The 19,391-nt window shown below is 28.4% G+C and carries 26 protein-coding genes; all 26 read left to right on the plus strand.

The window, feature by feature from the left end; genetic code table 11:
• Positions 1-215 precede the first annotated feature (215 nt).
• On the plus strand, positions 216-338 hold the full coding sequence (locus tag B2694_RS15720; RefSeq protein ID WP_346886542.1) for a hypothetical protein: 123 nt from the start codon (positions 216-218) through the stop codon (positions 336-338).
• 72 nt (positions 339-410) lie between these two features.
• Entirely contained in the window at positions 411-827 is a 417-nt protein-coding gene (locus tag B2694_RS15725; protein WP_346886543.1) for an OsmC family protein, read from the plus strand.
• 20 nt (positions 828-847) lie between these two features.
• Positions 848-973 (plus strand): hypothetical protein, encoded by a 126-nt coding sequence (locus B2694_RS15730; protein WP_346886544.1) that lies wholly within the window; start codon positions 848-850, stop codon positions 971-973.
• A gap of 101 nt (positions 974-1,074) precedes the next feature.
• A complete protein-coding gene (locus B2694_RS15735) occupies positions 1,075-1,536 on the plus strand; it encodes a GNAT family N-acetyltransferase (protein ID WP_346886545.1) in 462 nt (153 codons plus the stop codon).
• An 83-nt stretch (positions 1,537-1,619) separates the two neighbouring features.
• Positions 1,620-2,048: an N-acetyltransferase gene (locus tag B2694_RS15740; protein ID WP_346886546.1), complete on the plus strand. Its 429-nt coding sequence runs from the start codon at positions 1,620-1,622 to the stop codon at positions 2,046-2,048.
• 174 nt (positions 2,049-2,222) lie between these two features.
• Positions 2,223-2,615, plus strand: coding sequence for a hypothetical protein (locus B2694_RS15745; protein WP_346886547.1), 393 nt, complete (start codon positions 2,223-2,225; stop codon positions 2,613-2,615).
• Between the two features lie 184 nt (positions 2,616-2,799).
• Positions 2,800-3,606 carry a protein phosphatase 2C domain-containing protein gene (locus B2694_RS15750; protein WP_346886548.1) on the plus strand — a complete coding sequence of 269 codons (807 nt, stop codon included), beginning with the start codon at positions 2,800-2,802 and terminating at the stop codon, positions 3,604-3,606.
• Positions 3,607-3,931: 325 nt separating this feature from the next.
• Positions 3,932-4,456, plus strand: coding sequence for an NTPase (locus B2694_RS15755; protein ID WP_346886549.1), 525 nt, complete (start codon positions 3,932-3,934; stop codon positions 4,454-4,456).
• Positions 4,457-4,571: 115 nt separating this feature from the next.
• A complete protein-coding gene (locus B2694_RS15760; RefSeq protein ID WP_346886550.1) occupies positions 4,572-5,000 on the plus strand; it encodes an N-acetyltransferase in 429 nt (142 codons plus the stop codon).
• A gap of 76 nt (positions 5,001-5,076) precedes the next feature.
• The gene (locus B2694_RS15765; protein WP_346886551.1) at positions 5,077-5,568 is read left to right on the plus strand and encodes a hypothetical protein; all 492 of its coding nucleotides are present in this window, start codon (positions 5,077-5,079) and stop codon (positions 5,566-5,568) included.
• 170 nt (positions 5,569-5,738) lie between these two features.
• The gene (locus B2694_RS15770) at positions 5,739-6,863 is read left to right on the plus strand and encodes a DUF4037 domain-containing protein (RefSeq protein ID WP_346886552.1); all 1,125 of its coding nucleotides are present in this window, start codon (positions 5,739-5,741) and stop codon (positions 6,861-6,863) included.
• Between the two features lie 134 nt (positions 6,864-6,997).
• The gene (locus B2694_RS15775) at positions 6,998-7,450 is read left to right on the plus strand and encodes a GNAT family N-acetyltransferase (RefSeq protein ID WP_346886553.1); all 453 of its coding nucleotides are present in this window, start codon (positions 6,998-7,000) and stop codon (positions 7,448-7,450) included.
• Positions 7,451-7,655: 205 nt separating this feature from the next.
• Positions 7,656-8,135, plus strand: a complete 480-nt coding sequence (locus tag B2694_RS15780; RefSeq protein ID WP_346886554.1) for a GNAT family N-acetyltransferase — start codon at positions 7,656-7,658, stop codon at positions 8,133-8,135.
• Between the two features lie 250 nt (positions 8,136-8,385).
• Complete coding sequence (locus B2694_RS15785) at positions 8,386-9,027, plus strand: DUF3990 domain-containing protein (RefSeq protein WP_346886555.1); 642 nt, start codon at positions 8,386-8,388, stop codon at positions 9,025-9,027.
• Positions 9,020-9,466 carry a DUF3791 domain-containing protein gene (locus B2694_RS15790; protein ID WP_150844680.1) on the plus strand — a complete coding sequence of 149 codons (447 nt, stop codon included), beginning with the start codon at positions 9,020-9,022 and terminating at the stop codon, positions 9,464-9,466. Before B2694_RS15785 ends, B2694_RS15790 begins: the two co-directional genes overlap by 8 nt.
• A gap of 270 nt (positions 9,467-9,736) precedes the next feature.
• Complete coding sequence (locus tag B2694_RS15795; RefSeq protein WP_346886556.1) at positions 9,737-10,498, plus strand: sugar phosphate isomerase/epimerase family protein; 762 nt, start codon at positions 9,737-9,739, stop codon at positions 10,496-10,498.
• 188 nt (positions 10,499-10,686) lie between these two features.
• Positions 10,687-11,199 carry a GNAT family N-acetyltransferase gene (locus B2694_RS15800; RefSeq protein WP_346886557.1) on the plus strand — a complete coding sequence of 171 codons (513 nt, stop codon included), beginning with the start codon at positions 10,687-10,689 and terminating at the stop codon, positions 11,197-11,199.
• A gap of 60 nt (positions 11,200-11,259) precedes the next feature.
• Positions 11,260-11,784, plus strand: coding sequence for a hypothetical protein (locus B2694_RS15805; RefSeq protein WP_346886558.1), 525 nt, complete (start codon positions 11,260-11,262; stop codon positions 11,782-11,784).
• A gap of 11 nt (positions 11,785-11,795) precedes the next feature.
• A complete protein-coding gene (locus B2694_RS15810) occupies positions 11,796-12,005 on the plus strand; it encodes a hypothetical protein (RefSeq protein ID WP_346886559.1) in 210 nt (69 codons plus the stop codon).
• 187 nt (positions 12,006-12,192) lie between these two features.
• Positions 12,193-12,690, plus strand: a complete 498-nt coding sequence (locus tag B2694_RS15815) for a GNAT family N-acetyltransferase (RefSeq protein ID WP_346886560.1) — start codon at positions 12,193-12,195, stop codon at positions 12,688-12,690.
• A 79-nt stretch (positions 12,691-12,769) separates the two neighbouring features.
• Positions 12,770-13,516, plus strand: a complete 747-nt coding sequence (locus B2694_RS15820; RefSeq protein WP_346886561.1) for a GNAT family N-acetyltransferase — start codon at positions 12,770-12,772, stop codon at positions 13,514-13,516.
• Positions 13,517-13,644: 128 nt separating this feature from the next.
• On the plus strand, positions 13,645-14,499 hold the full coding sequence (locus tag B2694_RS15825) for a hypothetical protein (protein ID WP_346886562.1): 855 nt from the start codon (positions 13,645-13,647) through the stop codon (positions 14,497-14,499).
• A gap of 104 nt (positions 14,500-14,603) precedes the next feature.
• Positions 14,604-15,524, plus strand: coding sequence for a phosphotransferase enzyme family protein (locus B2694_RS15830; protein ID WP_346886563.1), 921 nt, complete (start codon positions 14,604-14,606; stop codon positions 15,522-15,524).
• 151 nt (positions 15,525-15,675) lie between these two features.
• Positions 15,676-16,518, plus strand: a complete 843-nt coding sequence (locus tag B2694_RS15835; RefSeq protein ID WP_346886564.1) for a class I SAM-dependent methyltransferase — start codon at positions 15,676-15,678, stop codon at positions 16,516-16,518.
• Between the two features lie 193 nt (positions 16,519-16,711).
• The gene (locus B2694_RS15840) at positions 16,712-17,641 is read left to right on the plus strand and encodes a serine hydrolase (protein ID WP_346886565.1); all 930 of its coding nucleotides are present in this window, start codon (positions 16,712-16,714) and stop codon (positions 17,639-17,641) included.
• Between the two features lie 419 nt (positions 17,642-18,060).
• Positions 18,061-19,266, plus strand: a complete 1,206-nt coding sequence (locus tag B2694_RS15845; RefSeq protein WP_346886566.1) for an SDR family NAD(P)-dependent oxidoreductase — start codon at positions 18,061-18,063, stop codon at positions 19,264-19,266.
• Positions 19,267-19,391 lie beyond the last annotated feature (125 nt).

A 19,391-nucleotide genomic window follows, 5' to 3' on the forward strand; every position in this document is an offset into this window, starting at 1 on the left:
AACCATGTTTGTAAATAGAAAATTGTAAGAAAAGTGCGAACTTAAAATTATAAATATTTTTAGAATATGCTGTAATTAAAGTTTTTAGTTACTGAACCAATATAAATAAAGAGGTTGACCATTTTGTTTTCGATGATGATAAGTGTATTTTCTATACTTTCTTGTGCGTTACGGATTGTGATAAAACATCTATAACACTTCAAAAGGGAGAAACTATGTCATATAAATGGTTAAATGAAACAGATTTCATTTCTTTTGTAAACTCTGGAGAAATGATAGAAACACAGAAGAAACGCTATTTAAACTATTTCAATCAAAAAGGATATTTACAACAATAAATTCCAAATTTATCGTTGAGGTAATTCGAAATATTCTCAAATAGTATAAATGTAATTTTAGGAGGTTTTATTGTGAGTAATAATTTGACAGTAACAGCAGATCTTATAAATGACAAGGTGAAATTTTCAGGGGTATCACGTTATAATAAGGAGATAATTATTGATTCCGTGGAAGGCGATGGGTATACTCCACTTGAGCTATTTCTTATGAGTCTGGCAACCTGCAGTGGGATGACCTTAGCTTTATTGATTAGGAAGATGAACAAGACTGTATCTGAATTAAAAGTAATTGCTTCAGGTGAAAGAAGAGAAACCTATCCTACATATTTTAAAAGTATACATTTAATATTTGAAATTGCATCAAAGGACGCACAGACTGATGAGATTGAGAGGACTATAAAACTGATGGAAGAGTCGTTATGCCCTGTTTGGAACATGGTAAAAAGTAATGTTGACATAAGCTATGAGTATAAGATAATATGCCACTAAAAAGGATAATTGAACATAATTTGGATTTTATAAAAACTGCAGACTATATAATAGATATGGGCCTAGATGAAGGAGAAAATGGTGGTCAGATAGTAACAGCGGGAACCCCTGAGGATATTATAATGTGTGATGAATCATATACATGAAAATATCTAAGAAAATATATGACAAGAGTTCTTTTTTGAAAATTGAATAATGTGGTATTTAAAAATATCTTGTAATAATATTAATTTTTGAGGAGTGAAAAATGAGCAATTATAGAATTATAAAAATACAGGAACACCCTGAATTGAAAAACTACGCGGCAAATTGGTTTCATGAAAAGTGGAATATTCCCCTTGAAGCATATCTTGAAAGCATAGATGAATGTATGAAAAATAAAACTCCTGTTCCACAATGGTATATAGTAATAATAGGAGATAAAATTGTAGGTGGACTTGGTGTAATAGAAAATGATTTTCATAACAGAAAAGATTTAACTCCTAATGTATGTGCTGTTTATGTGGAAGATGATTATCGCTGTCAAGGAATTGCTGGTAAAATGCTGAACTATGTATGTGATGATATGAGAGAAAAAAATATTGATACACTTTATCTTGTTACAGATCACACGTCTTTTTATGAGCGTCATGGTTGGGAGTTTCTGTGTATGGTCCAAGCCGAGGGTGAAAAAAATCTGACAAGAATGTATATCCATAGAACAACATAAATTTAGAAAAGCAATAGAAAGGGTGAATTTCATGAGTGTATTCTACTCTTACTTTTAATATTTTAAAAATGAAGGAGAATAGAATGATTAAAAAATTTGATATAAGTAAATTAGATGATGTAATGGCAATCTGGCTTGAAACTAACATTAATGCTCACAGCTTTATACCGGAAGAATACTGGATTAAAAATTATGATATGGTGAAACAGGTGTTGCCATCTGCTGATATTTATGTTTATGAAGAAAATAATATTATAAAGGGTTTTATAGGAATTGTAGAGCAAAATTATATAGCAGGAATTTTTGTGAAAAAAGAATATCAAAAAGAAGGTATAGGACAGAAACTGATAGATCATTGCAAATCTAGGTATCCATATCTCCTATTAGATGTCTTTAGAGAAAACAAAAGAGCAATAAACTTCTATGATAAAAACAATTTTATAGTTGTAGATGAACGTGTTCATGAGGACACAAAAGAGATAGAGTATACTATGTCTTTTGGTGAAAAATAGTTTAATATATAATCAACATAAAGAGGCGTGTTGCAAAAATTCTGCAACACGCTTTTAAATTAGGAGGATTATTTGTGAATAAGAAAGAAATCATTTGGGGGAATAGTTATTTTAATTTTCTTTGCTATAATTGTATGGATTGACATACCATATATTTTTCCTAAAAATAACTTAATGTCAAAAACCGACTATGATTACACCTATAAACAAGTACGTGCATATGATTATACCTATAGACAAGAAGATGAAATAGATTCAGATTTTCTAGATAATTTCATTAGGATAGATAATAATAAAGATGGCGAAGTAGATAAGTTAGTCAGTATAATTGATGAGTTGTCCTATAAAAAAGCTAGGAGACCTAAGGATTGGTCTAAATATAGTCTTGAATTTGTAGCTAGCTATGATGAAGATGAATATACTACTTATACTAAAGGCGTATTTTATATTACATTTTATGATGATAACGTAATTGGTTTTCAAGAACAAGATCAACATAAGGAAAAATATTATAAAATCCAGGATAAGGATTTTGATATTAAAAAGATTATGGAAGAGTTAAAATAATTATTTAATATAAAAAATAGTAAAAGATAATATTTAGAGCATCTCTATGTAGGGGTGCTTTTTTATATACATACATTTTATTGTAATTATGCTACAATAAGTATATGCAACTATGCTTGCAAATGAAAATTGTAAAATATGACATACTAAATAATTTATGTATTCTCTTTTAGGGGGTGGACTTGTGACTGATAACAATAGGCTTTATTGGCTTGGAAATGAAGATATGTCTCTCAATAAACATACAATTAGAATATGTGGAGAAATAACTCTTGGGTACTATGGAGGTAATTCTGATAGTGGTGCATATAAAAATGAGGATGGTGCATTGATGCTTTGTAGCAGTGACAATGCTTGGCGATTTGCCTTGCTACTTGATGCACATGCAACAAGCGAAAGTGCTAACTTAGTTCTTGAAACAATAAAAAAAGAACAATATCATTTAGAGCAAATTTTAGATATGCCAATTCAGAATGTTTTTACACAATTGCATAAATTCTTTTTTGATATATTTAACAGTAAAGAATTTAAAGAAAAGTGTAAGTATATAAAAGGCGAGACTGCATGCCTAATAGTAGCTCAAAAAGAACAATATCTTTGGTGGATGTCTATAGGAGATAATCTTGTATATTTATTTCATCCAGAACTTATAGAATTAAATCAATTCGCACTTAACCAAAGACAATTCTATGAGTGGGTTGGAAAAGTAAATACTTTTGACTTAGATATTCCTTGCTATACAACAGGAACGAGATTATTAAGAGAAGGTCAGAACTACATATATTTACTTACTGACGGAGTATTAGAATGTGGAAATAGAACATTTGAAAATGGCAAACAATTATGTGAAATGCTAACATTTGATAGTAGTATATCCCAAAATATATCAAGAGTTTTTAATGAGGTGCATAAACAAAAAGGTAGAGATAGTGCTACGATAATTGGTTGGTCTTATTTTAATAATCATGATGCACCAAAACCTACTGGCTAATCCCCTCTTATAGTTAAATATTTTAAAGACAAATCTTATATCAAAAATTAGCATAGGCTTTATTTCGCAATGTTCTTATACTATGAAATTAAATATAAAGTGGATGCCGTACTATTCAAACTGAATATGCGGTATTTGCAAAATATGTTATAATTACATCCTAATAGTATTAAATTAAGCGTTAACTATTATATTAAAAAATATAATATAAAAAAGTAACCCAAAAGTACAAATGGAGTATTTACACTTAGTTGTAAAGCTGATAATTATCCAAATTACAGTAAACTATTTGAGAACTATTATTTTTAATAATAAGGAGAATAAAATGGGGACTAAAGTATTATTATCAGGTGAACCTAGAATCGGAAAAACTACAATATTAAAAAAGATTATTCAAATTATAGGAGAATGCAATTGTATAGGTTTTTATACTGAGGAAGTAAAAAATGATTTTGATAGAATTGGATTTGATTGCGTAAGTTTAGATGGTAAACGGCAAAGAATAGCGGATGTTGATATGCCAAGTGATGTTAGAATAGGCAGATATGGTATCAATATAAAAGCATTTGAGGATTTTGCATTACAAACTATTAGCAATTATTCTAATAGAAATAAAATAATCATTATTGATGAAATAGGTCCTATTCAATTATTATCAACAAAATTCAAACAGCAAATATGCAATATTCTAAGTAGTACTAATTGTGTTATAGGAACAATTTTTTATGAGAAACATCCTGATATAGATGAGATAAAAAAACTTCCTGGAATTGAAATTTATTCAATAAATAATAAAAATAGAAATACTATTTTAGAAGACATATTTCATGAGATACAAGGATTAATTTAGCTTAATAGAGTTTTCTAATAGTATAAAATATATTATTAGAAAAGCAATAGAAAGGTGAACTTCATGAGTGTATTCTACTCTTACTTTTAATATTTTAAAAATGAAGGAGAATAGAATGATTAAAAAATTTGATATAAGTAAATTAGATGATGTAATGGCAATCTGGCTTGAAACTAACATTAACGCTCACAGTTTTATACCGGAAGAATACTGGATTAAAAACTTTGATATGGTGAAACAAATGTTGCCATCTGCTGATATTTATGTTTATGAAGAAAATAATATAATAAAGGGTTTTATAGGAATTGTAGAACAAAATTATATAGCAGGAATTTTTGTGAAAAAAGAATATCAAAAAGAAGGGATAGGACAGAAACTGATAGATCATTGTAAATCTAGGTATCCATATCTCCTATTAGATGTCTTTAAAAAAAACAAAAGAGCAATAAACTTCTATGATAAAAATGATTTTATAGTTGTAGATGAACGTATTCATGAGGACACAAAAGAGATAGAGTATACTATGTCTTTTGGTGAAAAATAGTTTAATATATAATCAACATAAAGAAAGCGTATTGCAAAAAAATCTGCAACACGCTTTAAAATTAGGAGGATTATTTGTGAATAAGAAAAAAATCATTTGGGGTATAGTTATTTTCATTTTCTTTGCTATAATTGTATGGATTGACATACCATATATTTTTCCTACAAATAACTTAATATCAAAAAACAATTATGACTACACCTATAAACAAGTAAATGCATATGACTCTAGCTATACACAAGAAAATGAAATAGATTCAGATTTAATAGATTATTCAACTTGGATAGATAATACTGAAAATGGCAAAGTAGATAAGTTAGTCAGTATAATTGATGAGTTATCTTATAAAAAAGCTAGGAGACCTAAGGATTCGTCTAAATTTAGACTTAATTTTATGGCAAGCTATGATGAAGATGATTATATTACTTATATTAAAGATGTATTTTCTATTACATTTTATGATGATAACGTAATTGGTTTTCGAGAACAAGATAAATATTGGGAAAAATATTATAAAATCCAAGATAAGGATTTTGATATTAGGAAGGTTATGGAAGAGCTAAAATAGTTATTTAATATAAAAAATAGTAAAAGGTAATATTTAGAGCATCTCTATGTAGGGGTGCTTTTTTATATACATACATTTTATTGTAATTATGCTACAATAAGTATATACAACTATGCTTCAAATGAAAAATTGTAGAATATTATTCACTAATTGATAAAAGGAGTAGGAATATGAGTGATATCTTTGTATGTAAAAGTGAGAAGGAATTTATCCCAGGATTAAAATTAAATAAAGGATTTTACTTTGATATTATAAAACCACTAATAGATAAGCAATATCCGGATCTTCGATATGCAGCAGCGCTTATTGGACATTGCTCAGATGTATTGGGGTTTGATGACTATAAATCCACTGACCATGTCTGGGGGCCCAGATTACAAATTTTTTTAGAGGAAGAAAACTTTAATGATGTAAAAACTAAGTTAGATACCCTCTTCAAATATAACCTGCCCTTTGAATATAATGGGTTTCCAACTAACTATAAGGCTGTCGAAGGATGGACTAATAATGGTTATATGCAATATAAGAATACCTATCCTATTAACCATTTTATAGAAATAAATACGGTAAATTCTTTTTTTAACAATGATATAGTATTTAATCAACATAGGGAAATAGATTTTAAGGACTGGATATCCTTTCCAATACAGCATCTACTAGAACTAACAAGTGGAGAAGTATTTTATGATGGAATTGGAGATTTAACTAAAGCAAGACAAGTTATTCAATTTTTCCCAAGGAATGTTTTACTCTTACGTTTATTTATACTATGGAAATCAATTAATGAGGAACAAGCTTTTATAGGTAGATGTGCAGAAAAGGATGATAGAATAGGTGAAAGTATTATTACGAATAGAATAGTAAATAAGCTGATGAAGATATGTTTTTATTATGAAAAAAAATATTATCCCTATAGCAAGTGGTTCGGAGTTGCTTTCGAAAGGCTTGAAATATCGAGTGCTATATCTGCTTTAATAGAGACGGTGATAGCTTCACCTGAAAGAAAAGAACGGGAAGCAGCTTTATGTAACTTATACATTAAAATTATAGAGAAACATAATTCTATAGGCTTAACAAATTATGTAGAACCTAAAATTATAAACTATTATAGTAGGGGTTATCTTGGGTTTGATTCAGAAATTATATTAAAAGAATTAAGCAGCGAAATTAACTGGAGTAATATAAAAGATATTGATTTACTATCGAGAATAGAATTGTTTGATGATTCTAATTTTGGATGTAATTATTCTATTAACAAAAGAATAGTTGAAGCGTCAGTAAATAGAAACAAATAATGTAAAGCAATAAACATAATATTTAAAATCGTAATCTTCTTAAATGAGGTAATAGAATTAAATATAAATACCTATTGTGTAAAATTATGTGCTAAAGATTATTTATAATGAAAATCTGCTTTGGAGGTGTAAAAATGCTTGAAGTCGAATTTGCTACAATGTCTGATTTTTTATCTTGGATGGAATTAGTGCGACTTGTAAGTTGGAATTTTCCAGGACTAGAAATAGAAGAAAATATATTAGACTATGAAAAAACATTGCATAAAAATATTAATAGACGAAGTGCTATTTGTGCGAAAGAAAATAGTAAGGTTGTTGGAATATTACTTTTTTCTACAAAACATAATATGATTTCTTGTATGGCTGTTCATCCAAGATATAGACGAAGAAGTATTGCCAGACAAATGATAACCCTGATGTTTACTAAACTTGATATTACAAAAGATATTACAGTAACTACTTTTAGAGAATATGATGAAAAAGGAATTGCGCCTAGAGAACTATATAAAAAATTAGGATTTGTTGAAGATGAACTTATTAAAGAATTTGACTATCCACTTCAAAAACTTATTTTACATGCAAAATGACAATAAATGTATATTGATAAATTTCAATTTATAGAGCAGATTAAATGAATAATATTCTTAATAGAGCATCTCTCCACAGAGGTGCTTTTTGCACCTTAATACATTTTATAGTAAATGAGCTACAATAAGTATTATAATTATGATTGTAAATGAATAATTGTAGATACGGCCAAACATTTATTTAAAATAAGAAGGAGAAAATAGTATGGATATAAAAACAATATCGTCTGAAAACAGAAAACAAATTAATAATTTTATAAGGTCTCATTGGTTTTCTACTGTCATGGTTGTTAGAGGGGAATTGTTTGATATGACAATTTTAGATGGTTTTGTTGTATACGAAGGTGAAAAAATTATTGGATTAGTAACATATAAAATTAGTGGTACTGAATGTGAAATTATGTCTTTAGATAGTTTGATGGAAAGGCAAGGAATTGGAACTGCCCTAATAAATAAAGTTATTGAAGCAGCAAGAGAGAATAAATGCATGAAAATAAAATTAATTACAACAAATGATAATATAAATGCCTTACGTTTCTACCAAAAACTTGGATTTGATATGGCAAAACTTTACCATAATGCATTAGATATTTCAAGAAAGTTTAAACCAACAATTCCTTTGATTGGAGACTTTGATATACCCGTAAAACACGAAATTGAATTTGAAATGGACTTATTTATGTAATAATACGTTAGTTAGCAACTTCCTTAATAGATTTCCTAATATAGACTATTGTAGTTTATAGGATTTTATTTAACAATCAGTATTAGATAAATACAATATTGAGAATAGAGTAACCAAACATCGAAACTTTAATTTGTATTATATGTTATAATAGTTACACAGTTTGTTACAGACATACTTCAATAAATGTACAAATGGAAACAATGGAATGTAATTCTAAGTTATTTACAGTGAATAGGAAGTGAATTAAATGAAACTTATTATATATCATGGAAGTGATAATATTATAGATAAACCTAATTATGAGGGTGGAAGAAAATTTAGCGATTTTGGAAGAGGATTTTATGCAACTACTAATATAGAAATGGCTAAGAGTTGGGCTACTCGTAAAAAAGATAAACCATCCTATGTTAATAAGTATATGTTCAATGTAGATGGTCTTAATTCATTAACTTTTGATTTAGATATTCATTGGATATTGTTTATAGCTTATAATAGAGGACTTATATTAAATGATGAGATTAATAATATACTAAATAAAAAATATGAAAATATTCATGAGTATGATGTTATAATTGGTCCTACTGCAGATGATAAAATGTTTGATACTTTAAATTTATTTTTTAATAATAATATAACTATAGATCATTGTCTTCATGCTCTAAACTCAATGGATTTAGATGTTCAATATAATATAAAGACTCAAGCTGGTATAGATGCAGTGGAATTTAGTAGTGCTACTCAGTTAGATGAATTAGACAAAGCATATTATTCTAAAGAAGTAAGAGCTAAAAAAGATATAATGAATAAAAAGATGACTTTTATAAGACAAAAGTTTGGTAAGGTAGGCAAATATTTTGATGAGTTAGAGGGAGTTGATATTAATGGATGAATATTCAATGGCTTGTAGACACCTTGGACAATTCTTCAAGTTAGCAGTGGAATATAATATGGATGAAGTAGATTTTACTTTAACTGCCTTAAATAGTGAATATAAGCAAGGTATTGAAATATATCAACCTCAATGGTATTCACAAAGTCAATATTACTACTTTGAAGAATTTATGGAAGAAAATAAGGTTAAAGAAAGAGTCTACAATGAGGATGAAATAACCTATGAAAAGGAAATGATGTATTGGTTGGGATATTGTCTACAAGATTGGAGCAATAGAGCAAAGGTAACAGGTGAGGAAATCGCAGCTGCTTTAGGAGAAGAGGGAGTTAAACATTTAATACGAAATTATAAAATCTATCATACTGTAGACCCAATGTATGTTTTAGAAGATTGTCAGGATTATTTAGGAATAAAATTATTTAACGGCTTTGATTAAAAATCAGGGCTGTTTATTTTAGAGCATCTCTTTATAGGGGTGCTTTTTTACATACATACATTTTATTGTAATTATGTTACAATAAGTATATGAAACTATGTTGCAAATGAAAGTGTAGAATATTGCGAAATGGATACTTATTTCTTATGAGGTGGTGGTTGCATGAACGAAGGTGACATTAGAGATATTACAGACAATAAAATTAGAAACCTAATGAAAATGCTTTTATGAAAAGCATTTACAATCATTTTCTCACAGGAGGTAATTACAATGAAAGAAATATTATTATGTGACAATGGCGAATATTTAAGAGTTGCTGATTTATGTGAAAAATTTAATGTAAATGTAAATATTGATGCATTTAGTGACCCTGAATATTTTAATACTTATCCAAATGAAATAGAAAAACAATTAGAAAGGTATAAAAATATAAAAGTCTGCTCAATACATGGTTCTTTTACCGATTTGTGTTTTGGAAGTAAAGATAGTCTTATAAGAGAGGCTACAAAAAACAGATTTGAATATTCATATGAAATATCTCGTAAATTAGGTTGTAAAAACATAGTTCTTCACCATGGTTATGTACCTGGAACAAGTTATCCCCCTAATTGGGTTAAAAGAAGTAAAATATTTTGGGATGACTTTTTAAGAAATAAAGATGATGAAACAGTTTTTTATATAGAAAATTTGCTTGAGCATACTCCTGATTTGATTTCTGAAGTAGCATCAACAGTAAATGATAGTCGTTTGAATATATGTCTTGATATAGGTCATGCTCATTGCAATTCAAAAACATCTGTTTTAGATTGGGTTAAAAAACTTAATAAACAAATAGGATTTGTTCATTTACACAACAATTATGGACAAGAAGATGAGCACTTAGGGTTTGAAAAAGGTACAATTGATTTTTTAGAAATTTGTAACGCTTTAGAGGAATATGCTCCAAACTCAATTTGGGGAATAGAAACAAATATAAATGATATGGAAAGTTCAATAATTTGGCTTATAGAAAATAATTTCTTAAAAGCATAAGTTTAAATATGATTCACTTTGAACTTAATACACAATATTCTTTAAGGATGTACTGTCTGTAAGAAGTAATAGAGAAGTATAATTTTCACACCATACAAAAAATTCTAAAAATATTAATATACAAATAATTTATAAAATTAAAAGTGCATAAAACTTTACACTAATTTATCTAATATGGGGGGGCATAAATGGAAAATAACAAAGTGGAATTAAAGACACCTAAGTTTGAAGAGTTAGATTATAGAAGGAAACTTTTATCAGATAAAGAAACAATGACTTACAATATAGGATATGGAGAAACTGATGGAACAGGATGTATAGATTTTAAGGAAAATACTTGGAGAGACTGGTTTTTACGATGGATTAATAATATTCCAGAAAGATATTATGCATATATTATTAAGATTGATGAAAATTTACCTGTTGGTGAGGTCGCTCTAAGATATGTCAGTGAAAAAAAGTCTTACAGCGTTAATATAATAGTCGAAGCAAGACATAGAGGCAATGGATTTAGTGAACAAGCTTTAAGATTATTAGTTGATGTTGCATTCAATGAGTTAGGAGCAGATAAGGTATTCGATGATTTTCCAAAATCCAGAATATCAGCAGATAAAGTGTTTAATAAAGTAGGGTTTAAAAGAGTTTCAGATGAAATTGTTGAATTAACTAAACAAGATTATTTAAGTAAGCAGACCGTATAAATACAATGGGGATAAAAAAAGTGAAAGAGTAGACTTGAAAATCGAGAGGGATGGATTTAAATGAGTGTAAATCAAGTTAGCATTTTTATATTACTACTATTAATTATATCTTTATTGTACTGCACCATAGGACCAGGTATAACTATACTAATATTAGCAACAATGCTTTTTGCATTAGCTATATTATTTACCTTTAAAGCAGAATACTATAATAAGTATTTAGTACTAGTAAACCCAAAGTTATATAATGCATACAAAGAAAAAGGCAGGGACTTCATTAGAAAAAAGAGAATTACTACTATAATAAGTTATTATATATTGACTGGTTTAACAGGATTCAATGGATTTATGCAAATAAGGTTAATGAATGAAATGGGTACAAAATCATTATTTAGCTTTAATGAGTTTTTACCATTTGCATTAGTGACTTTAGTAGTAGTATTTATAACAAATTATATTTGTATTTATATAGCAAAGAAATCTAAAACAGCCGGTGAAGATTTAATGTGGAATATTATTGTAGGAATTGTACTTGCTATTGCTTTAATGATCTTCATCACATTCTATATACTTGGAAAATTATAGGGGGTGTATTTATGTTATTAGATCAAATTCTTTGTATTATATTGATATTAATAAGTATATTTATAATTATCAAACCTTTGAAAATTATGAACACTATTAGAACTTTATTTATCTTACAAGAGTTAGACAAGGATGACCCTAAAGTTTTTTTCTATAGATTTTCTGGTATAGCAGGAGTAGTAATTTTTGGACTACTACTACTGCAGACATTTTCATATTAGAAGATTTTATTGATATGACAAATATATAATTAAATAGTTTATTTATGATACCGTATTATTCACTTTGGATATGCGGTATTTTGTCCTGTAATATTATTGAATTTTTTATCATTTAAAATATAAATTTAATATATTGTAAATCATGTTATAATTAGTATAATTAAAACTATACTTAAGGAGGAAGAACATGGAAGGCTTCAATATAAAATTTAGAGAAATGAGTGATGCTGAATTTGATAGATTTGCTCAGTGGGATATTCTAGATTATTCCAAAGATTTAATAAAGGCGGGTCTATCTAGTGAAGAAAATGCACTGGAGGATGCAAAAAAAAGTTTTAATGAATTGCTCCCACAAGGAAAGGGCACAAAAGATAATTATATTTATGCGATTGTAAATAAGGACAATGAAAGTTTGGGATTTATCTGGTATCAAAAGTATAAGGAAGATATAGGGTTCATTTGCGATTTTTTAATACTTGAAAAGTACCGTAAACAAGGTTATGGAAAACAGACCTTACTTATGCTTGAAAAAGAAGCAATAGAAAAGGGGTTTAATAAAATATTACTCAACGTTTTTAAATACAATAAACCTGCTTATTCACTATATAAAAGTTTAGAATATGAAGTTAGAGATGAAAAAAATGAGAATATATCTATGTTGAAAAATTTGAAAATTAGAAATTAATAATTCACTGCGTGTAGGTAAGGTGAAGTAAAGATTATTAAATAATACATGGATAGATAAAACTTAGGAGATGAGATAAATGAATAAGATGCAAATTAAAAAAATTGTGAAAGAGAATCTTGGAAAACATTTAAATTGTGAACAAGAAATCTTTGATCATAATGGATTAATTTTTTATAAACCAATTAAATTAAATGAATTTCAACAAAATCCATTTTTGGAAATTACGAGCATTGAAAAAACAATTATTGTATCAGCTTCAGATGAAATTATGGGAAATGTGAAGACTTTATTAGTTGGAAAATCAAGAGATGAGGTATTTGAATGTCCTTTAATATATGGTCAATCAATTTATTATATTCCTGATATGAAAGAAATGAAGTTATGTGATTTATTACCACAATACGAATATTTCTATTTAGAAGGAAATGAGATAAATAAATTAAGAGAAATTAAAGGATTTAATAATTCATTAGAGTTTGATGAATGTGGAAATGCATCTACTGCAATTGTATTTTTTGCTATGAAGGATGGAGAAATCATAGGACTTGCTGGTGCATCTAAGGAATACAATAATATGTGGGAAATGGGTATAGATGTACAAGGTAATTATAGAACAGGTGGTTTGGCTACAGTACTTGTAAATCATTTAATGCATAAAATATTAAGCAAAAACATTTTACCCATATACTGTGCATCATCATCTAATATTGCCTCACAAGCAGTAGCTCATAGAGCTGGGTTGATACCTTACTGGATAAGCACATATAAGAATATACTTGATGGTAGTTCATCTTATAATGAATTAGTGAAACTATTATATTAATATTACAAGTGAAGTAACAAGCAATTTACACCTCAATTTTTTATGTGACATTTTAATAGGAAATTAGAGTTTAGATTAATAAATATATTTAAATAGGATTTCAAAATAATTAATAATGGGGGATAAAAATGATAAAAAACGTTTATACATCTGAGGAAGTAATTGATTTTATATGGGAATTAAGTCAGGACAATATACATGCAAGTTATCCAAGGATAAACTCAATAGAGGAGCTTAAAGGAGAACTTGAAAAGGCTCTAAATGAGAAGAATCGTAATATAATAGCCTATTATCAAAATGATGTACTATGGAGCGTATGCACTTATTTTTGGATACCTGATGAAAAATATGCACAAACACTACAGTTTTTAATAAGAGAAGATTATCAACAAGTTGCAGATGAAATGATTCATTACATAAGTAAGGAATTGTCTGGATATAAGCTATTTATAGGGGTACCATTTTCTAACGAAAATGCAAACCAATATTTTAAGAAAAAGAATATAGAATGTATCGAATCTAGTATAGTGGCAAACTTATACAATTTAAAAACTCATTGGAATCAAAGGCATGATAACGTAGATAAAATTACTAAAGATAATTTTGAAGAATATGCTATATTTCATGATAAACATGCTATTCCATTAGGAATTTATTACAATAGCACAAATTTGAAAAATGATATGGATTATTTTCAAGTACTTGTTTTTAGAAAAGACGAAGAGATTCATGGAAGCATTTTTACTAAGGGTAACAAAGACTTATCAGACGTTGTTGGTTTATTTATTGATAATGAATATAAAAATAAAGGTATTGAAAGTATTTTAATCAATGAAATGCTCATGGAATTATATAATGAATTTGGTTCCGTAAAAGAAATATTATATTTCGTTGATGAAGATAATAGCGATGAATTAAATTTTGTGTTGAATGCAGGTTTTGATATTAAAGAAAGATATAGATGCTATAGATGTATACTTTAGTTCACTAAATTATTATTTAATAAAGATTAGCAATATTCATACAACATTAAGCAATTATAAAATAATTAACGTCCTTAAATACTGAATATTCAGGAGAAAAAATTATGATTGAAGAAGCAATAAAAAAATACAATTTTGTAAATCCAACATCAAGATTTGTTCGTCATAATGAAAATATGACATATTGTATTACTGATGATAATGGACAATTTGTTATCAGGATACATAAACCATCAAATGGTTTTTCAGTGGATTTTTTGCGTCTTGGAGTTGCACATGATAAGTTTGTAGAAAGTGAAATGGAAGTACTTACTTATCTGGAAAATACTTCTCAATTAGGGACACAAAAAGTATTTAGAAACAAAAGTGGAGAACCTATTACCACTTTAAGGGATGGAAGTCTGGTTACTGCTTTGGAATGGGTAAAGGGTAAGACTTTAGAAAATGTGGAAATTACCAATGAATTAGCCTTGAGGCTAGGAAGGATGATTGGTAGTATTCATAAATCTATGAGTAAGGTAAAGATAGAAAATAGATATATATATGGAGCAGAAATGATTGATAAATTATTGGAAGAGGCCAGGTATGCAATAGCAGCTAAGCATTATGATAAGGAGCATGGAGCAATTATTATAGGTACTTTATTAAAAATTAAAATGAAGATGGATAAAGATAAAAATAGATTTTCTTTTGTTCATGCTGATCTTGGGAAATCAAATCTCCTTTTATGTAATGAAGCAATAGTTCCAATTGATTTCTCATTGTCAGGATATTGTCTTCCAGAAATGGATTTAGCATCAATATTCAGTCATATCAATAATGACCAATTAAATAAAGAAATTTTGAAGGGTTATGAATCCTATTGCAGTATAAAGGTTGATGAAAAAGCTATTCAAACATGTTTAAGCTTACAGGTACTATTATTTATCATCTGTCAACATGAAAAAATTTATAATCAGCCATGGATTGAGAAATCAATGGAACGTTGGTGTAATGACATATTTTTACCATATCTTAAAAATTAATAATTATACAAAAGGGGTTGTGGTAAAAGGAGAAAATACTGAAGAATTTCTACAAAAAAAGCATGAATATATAGGGTTAACATATAGTATGAGTTTATTATATTTAGTATTAAAAAATAATTGATTAACTTATTTGGTAGGAGAGAAATTTATGAAAGACAAAAGTATAGAAATAAAAAAAGATATAACTAATATATTTAATAAGGTATCAGCAGTTTTTGATGGTAGTGGTCCAAGATACTTTACATATTTTGGAGAGAGATTGGTTGAATTTGCAGATGTAAAGGAAGGCGAAAGAGTTTTAGATGTTGCATCAGGAAAAGGAGCTTCACTTTTTTCAGCAGCAGAGAAAGTTGGAAAGAGTGGAGTTGTTACAGGTATTGATATAGCTGAAGGAATGGTTAATGAAATTGATTTAGAAATGCAACGCCGAGGTGTAAAAAATGTACATGTAATGGTAATGGATGCTGAAAAATTAGAATTTGCAAATGAAACTTTTCAGCATATACTCTGTGGATTTGGAGTATTCTTCTTACCAAATTATAAAGTTGCCTTTCATGAATTCATGAGAGTTCTAAAAAGTGGTGGTCGATTCTCATTCACTACATTTCTTAGAAAAAAAGATGAAAAATTTATATGGCTAAATGAATTATTTGATAAATATTTACCTGTATTTGAAGATGAATTAGATGAATATCAATCAGAGGATATCCCAGAATTTGATACAGAAGAAGGTTTGTATAGAATTTTGAATCAGGCTGGATTTAAAAATATACAAGCTATAAGTGAAGAAAAAGTTTTTATATACAAAGATGAACAAGAATGGTGGGATAAACTTTGGACTCATGGTGCTATAAGCACACTAGAAAAGATACCAAAAGATATGCTTGAAGACTTTAAATCAGAAGTTTTTGAAAAACTTAGAGAAATGAAAGAAGCAGGAGGCATACCACATACAAAGTCTGTTTTATATGCCTTTGGTGAAAAATTATAAATTCAATGGTAAAATTTATATATGGATAGGTGAGGTTGAACTGTAAAATACTATAAATATAATTGTAAAATTTGAAGTGGAGTGTGAAAATATTGGATGCTCATATTATTAAATCACAAATATTAAACAATAACCCTGATTTTTCTGGAGTCATATTCCTCTCGATTAGTGGAAAAAAATTATACAAGAAGCTATGGGGGAAGCTAATATAAGTGAACACATTAAAAATCATATTAATACGAGATTTCCAACAGCATCTGGATGTAAGATTTTTACCGCTATTGCCATATTAAAATTAATTGAAATGGGAAAATTGTCATTAGATGATTCGGTTACAGATTGTTTGCCGAACTTTTTCCCATATATGGATAATTCGGTGACAATTCGCCATCTACTTACCCATACATCGGGATTTAGCGACTATTTTGATGAAGAAGATAATGAATCTGATGTTTACTATGCTAAGGTATGGGAGAATATTCCGATGTATGTCATGAAATCACCAAGTGATTTTTTGAGATTGCTTAAAAATAAAAAAATGGAGTTTGAACCTGGTTCTCGCTTCAAATATAATAACGGTGGATTTGTAATACTTTCTATGATTATAGAAAAAGTTTCAGGAGTGGATTTTCCACTTTTTATCCAGAAATACATTTTTGACAAATGTGGGATGAGTAATAGCGGTTATTTTTCGATGGACAATCTTCCATGTGATACTGCAATTGGTTATACAGATAATGGAAAGGGAGGCTTAAAGTCTAATATTTATTCTGTGCCTATAATTGGCGGTGGAGATGGAGGGGCATATACTACTGCAAGTGATATGTATTTATTCTGGGATGCTTTGATAAATGGAAAACTGCTATCGGTTCAGAATGTACAAGCTATGTGTACTCCACAAATAAAAACTGGAGAAAATGGTAGTGCCTATGGATATGGTGTATGGTTAGATACATGTAATAACGTGGTTATGAAAATTCATGTTATGGGTGGCGACCCTGGAGTCTCTTTCAGAAGCGCTTATTATCCACATAACAAAAGTGTGTGTACTGTTTTATGCAATCGTGATGCAGGTAGTTATATGGCATTTAAGGTGTTTGAAGATATAACGATAGGGGTTTAAATCGTATATGTAAACAAAGGTGAAAATTATTTATATTTTATGAGGGGGAAGTTAATGTGTATTATATTTAGTGTGACTACGGTGAGTGATGTTGAATTTATACGTTCTTTATTTACAAATGAGGAGTATGAACTATATTTTGCTGAAAACAATACGTCTGAAGACGAATGGAAAGAACGATTCGAACTTTTATCATGTAAGGAAAACTATATAATCTTGGATATCGAAACGGGCAATAAGGTTGGCTGGATTATGTATCAAATCCACGAGAATGAATGCTATTTGGATTTGATTGTATTAAAATATGGACTCATTGGTAAACATAATATGAAGTCGAGTTAAGTTGCTTTCTTATTATAAAGATAAGTATTTAAAACCAAAAATGAAATTGGGCAACAATTATAAAGAGGGAAATTCTGATGTTTATAGAAAAAAATAAATTCTTTAAAAATAAATTGGAAGGTAAAGTTATACTTTTAACTGGTGCTGGAGGTGGGATAGGTTTTGAAACTGCAAAAGCATTAGTTTATATGGGCGCAAAGGTTATTATCGCTGAAATAGATAAAGGAAAAATATTATGCGCACAAAGCGCTTTAGATAGTATATTTGGTAAAAACTCTGTAGAATTTTATGAAATTGATTTATCCGATGAAAATCAGATATATACTCTAGTTTCTCATGTGAAAGATAAATATGGTTGCATAGATGTTTTATTTAATAATGCGACCATAGCTACTATGGGAACAGTAGAAGAAGTTTCTATTGATGTATGGTATAAGAGTTATGCCGTTAATTTCAAAGCTCCATTACTATTAACACAATTAGTTTTGCCACTCATGAAACAAAAGAGTTCTGGGACAATTGCTTTTGTTTCATCTTCTGGTGCAGCACCCTTTATGGGAGCATATGAAGTCTTTAAAACAGCACAGGTGGAATTGTCTAATACACTATATGGAGAATTGGAAAGTTCAAATATAAAAGTATATACTATCGGTCCAGGACTCGTTAAAACAGAAACGGCAATGAAGGGAATAGAGCTTGTGTCATCTCATATGGGAATAACAACAGAAGAATTTTATGAAATGAATGAAGATCACATACTTGGAGTTGAAGAGGCTGGCACTGGATTTGCTATATCAATTTTAATGGCTGATAGATATAACGGTCAAGAAATTGGTGCTATACAGGTTTTGTCTGATTCTGGCTTACTACAAAAATTAGATAGTAGTGAAAACAATAAAAGTAATGATTATCAAAACATTATTCCAACTGTTCTGAATGTGGTAAAAGTTTATAAAGAACAATATTATGGTTGGATGAAAAGAAATGTTTTTGAACGTCAATGGGTATTACGTGACTTTAAGAAAACAGTAGGATATTCTGCTGACCAGTTTCTTGAAATTATGCAACACATTGAATACGTAGTTATTAATAAAAAGATTCAAGAGATAAGCACCTATTCATCTAATTTTCAAAAATTGATGGAATATTATAAGCGACAATATACATTGCTACAAGGATATGAAAAAAATCCTGAAAAACTCAAGGAATATTCTATAACACTTTTGAATTATATTGAGGATTTAAAAACTATTTGTGATAATTTACTTAATAATGAAAGATGAATAGAAATTTATAATCAGCCATGATTGAGAAATCAATGGAACGTTGGTGTAATAACATATTCTTACCATATCTTAAAGATTAATAATAATATAATGAAAAAAGTGATTCTGTTAAGCTGATATGA

Source organism: Clostridium sp. UBA4395 (assembly GCF_002390995.1).
Classification (GTDB): domain Bacteria; phylum Bacillota; class Clostridia; order Clostridiales; family Clostridiaceae; genus Clostridium_J; species Clostridium_J sulfidigenes.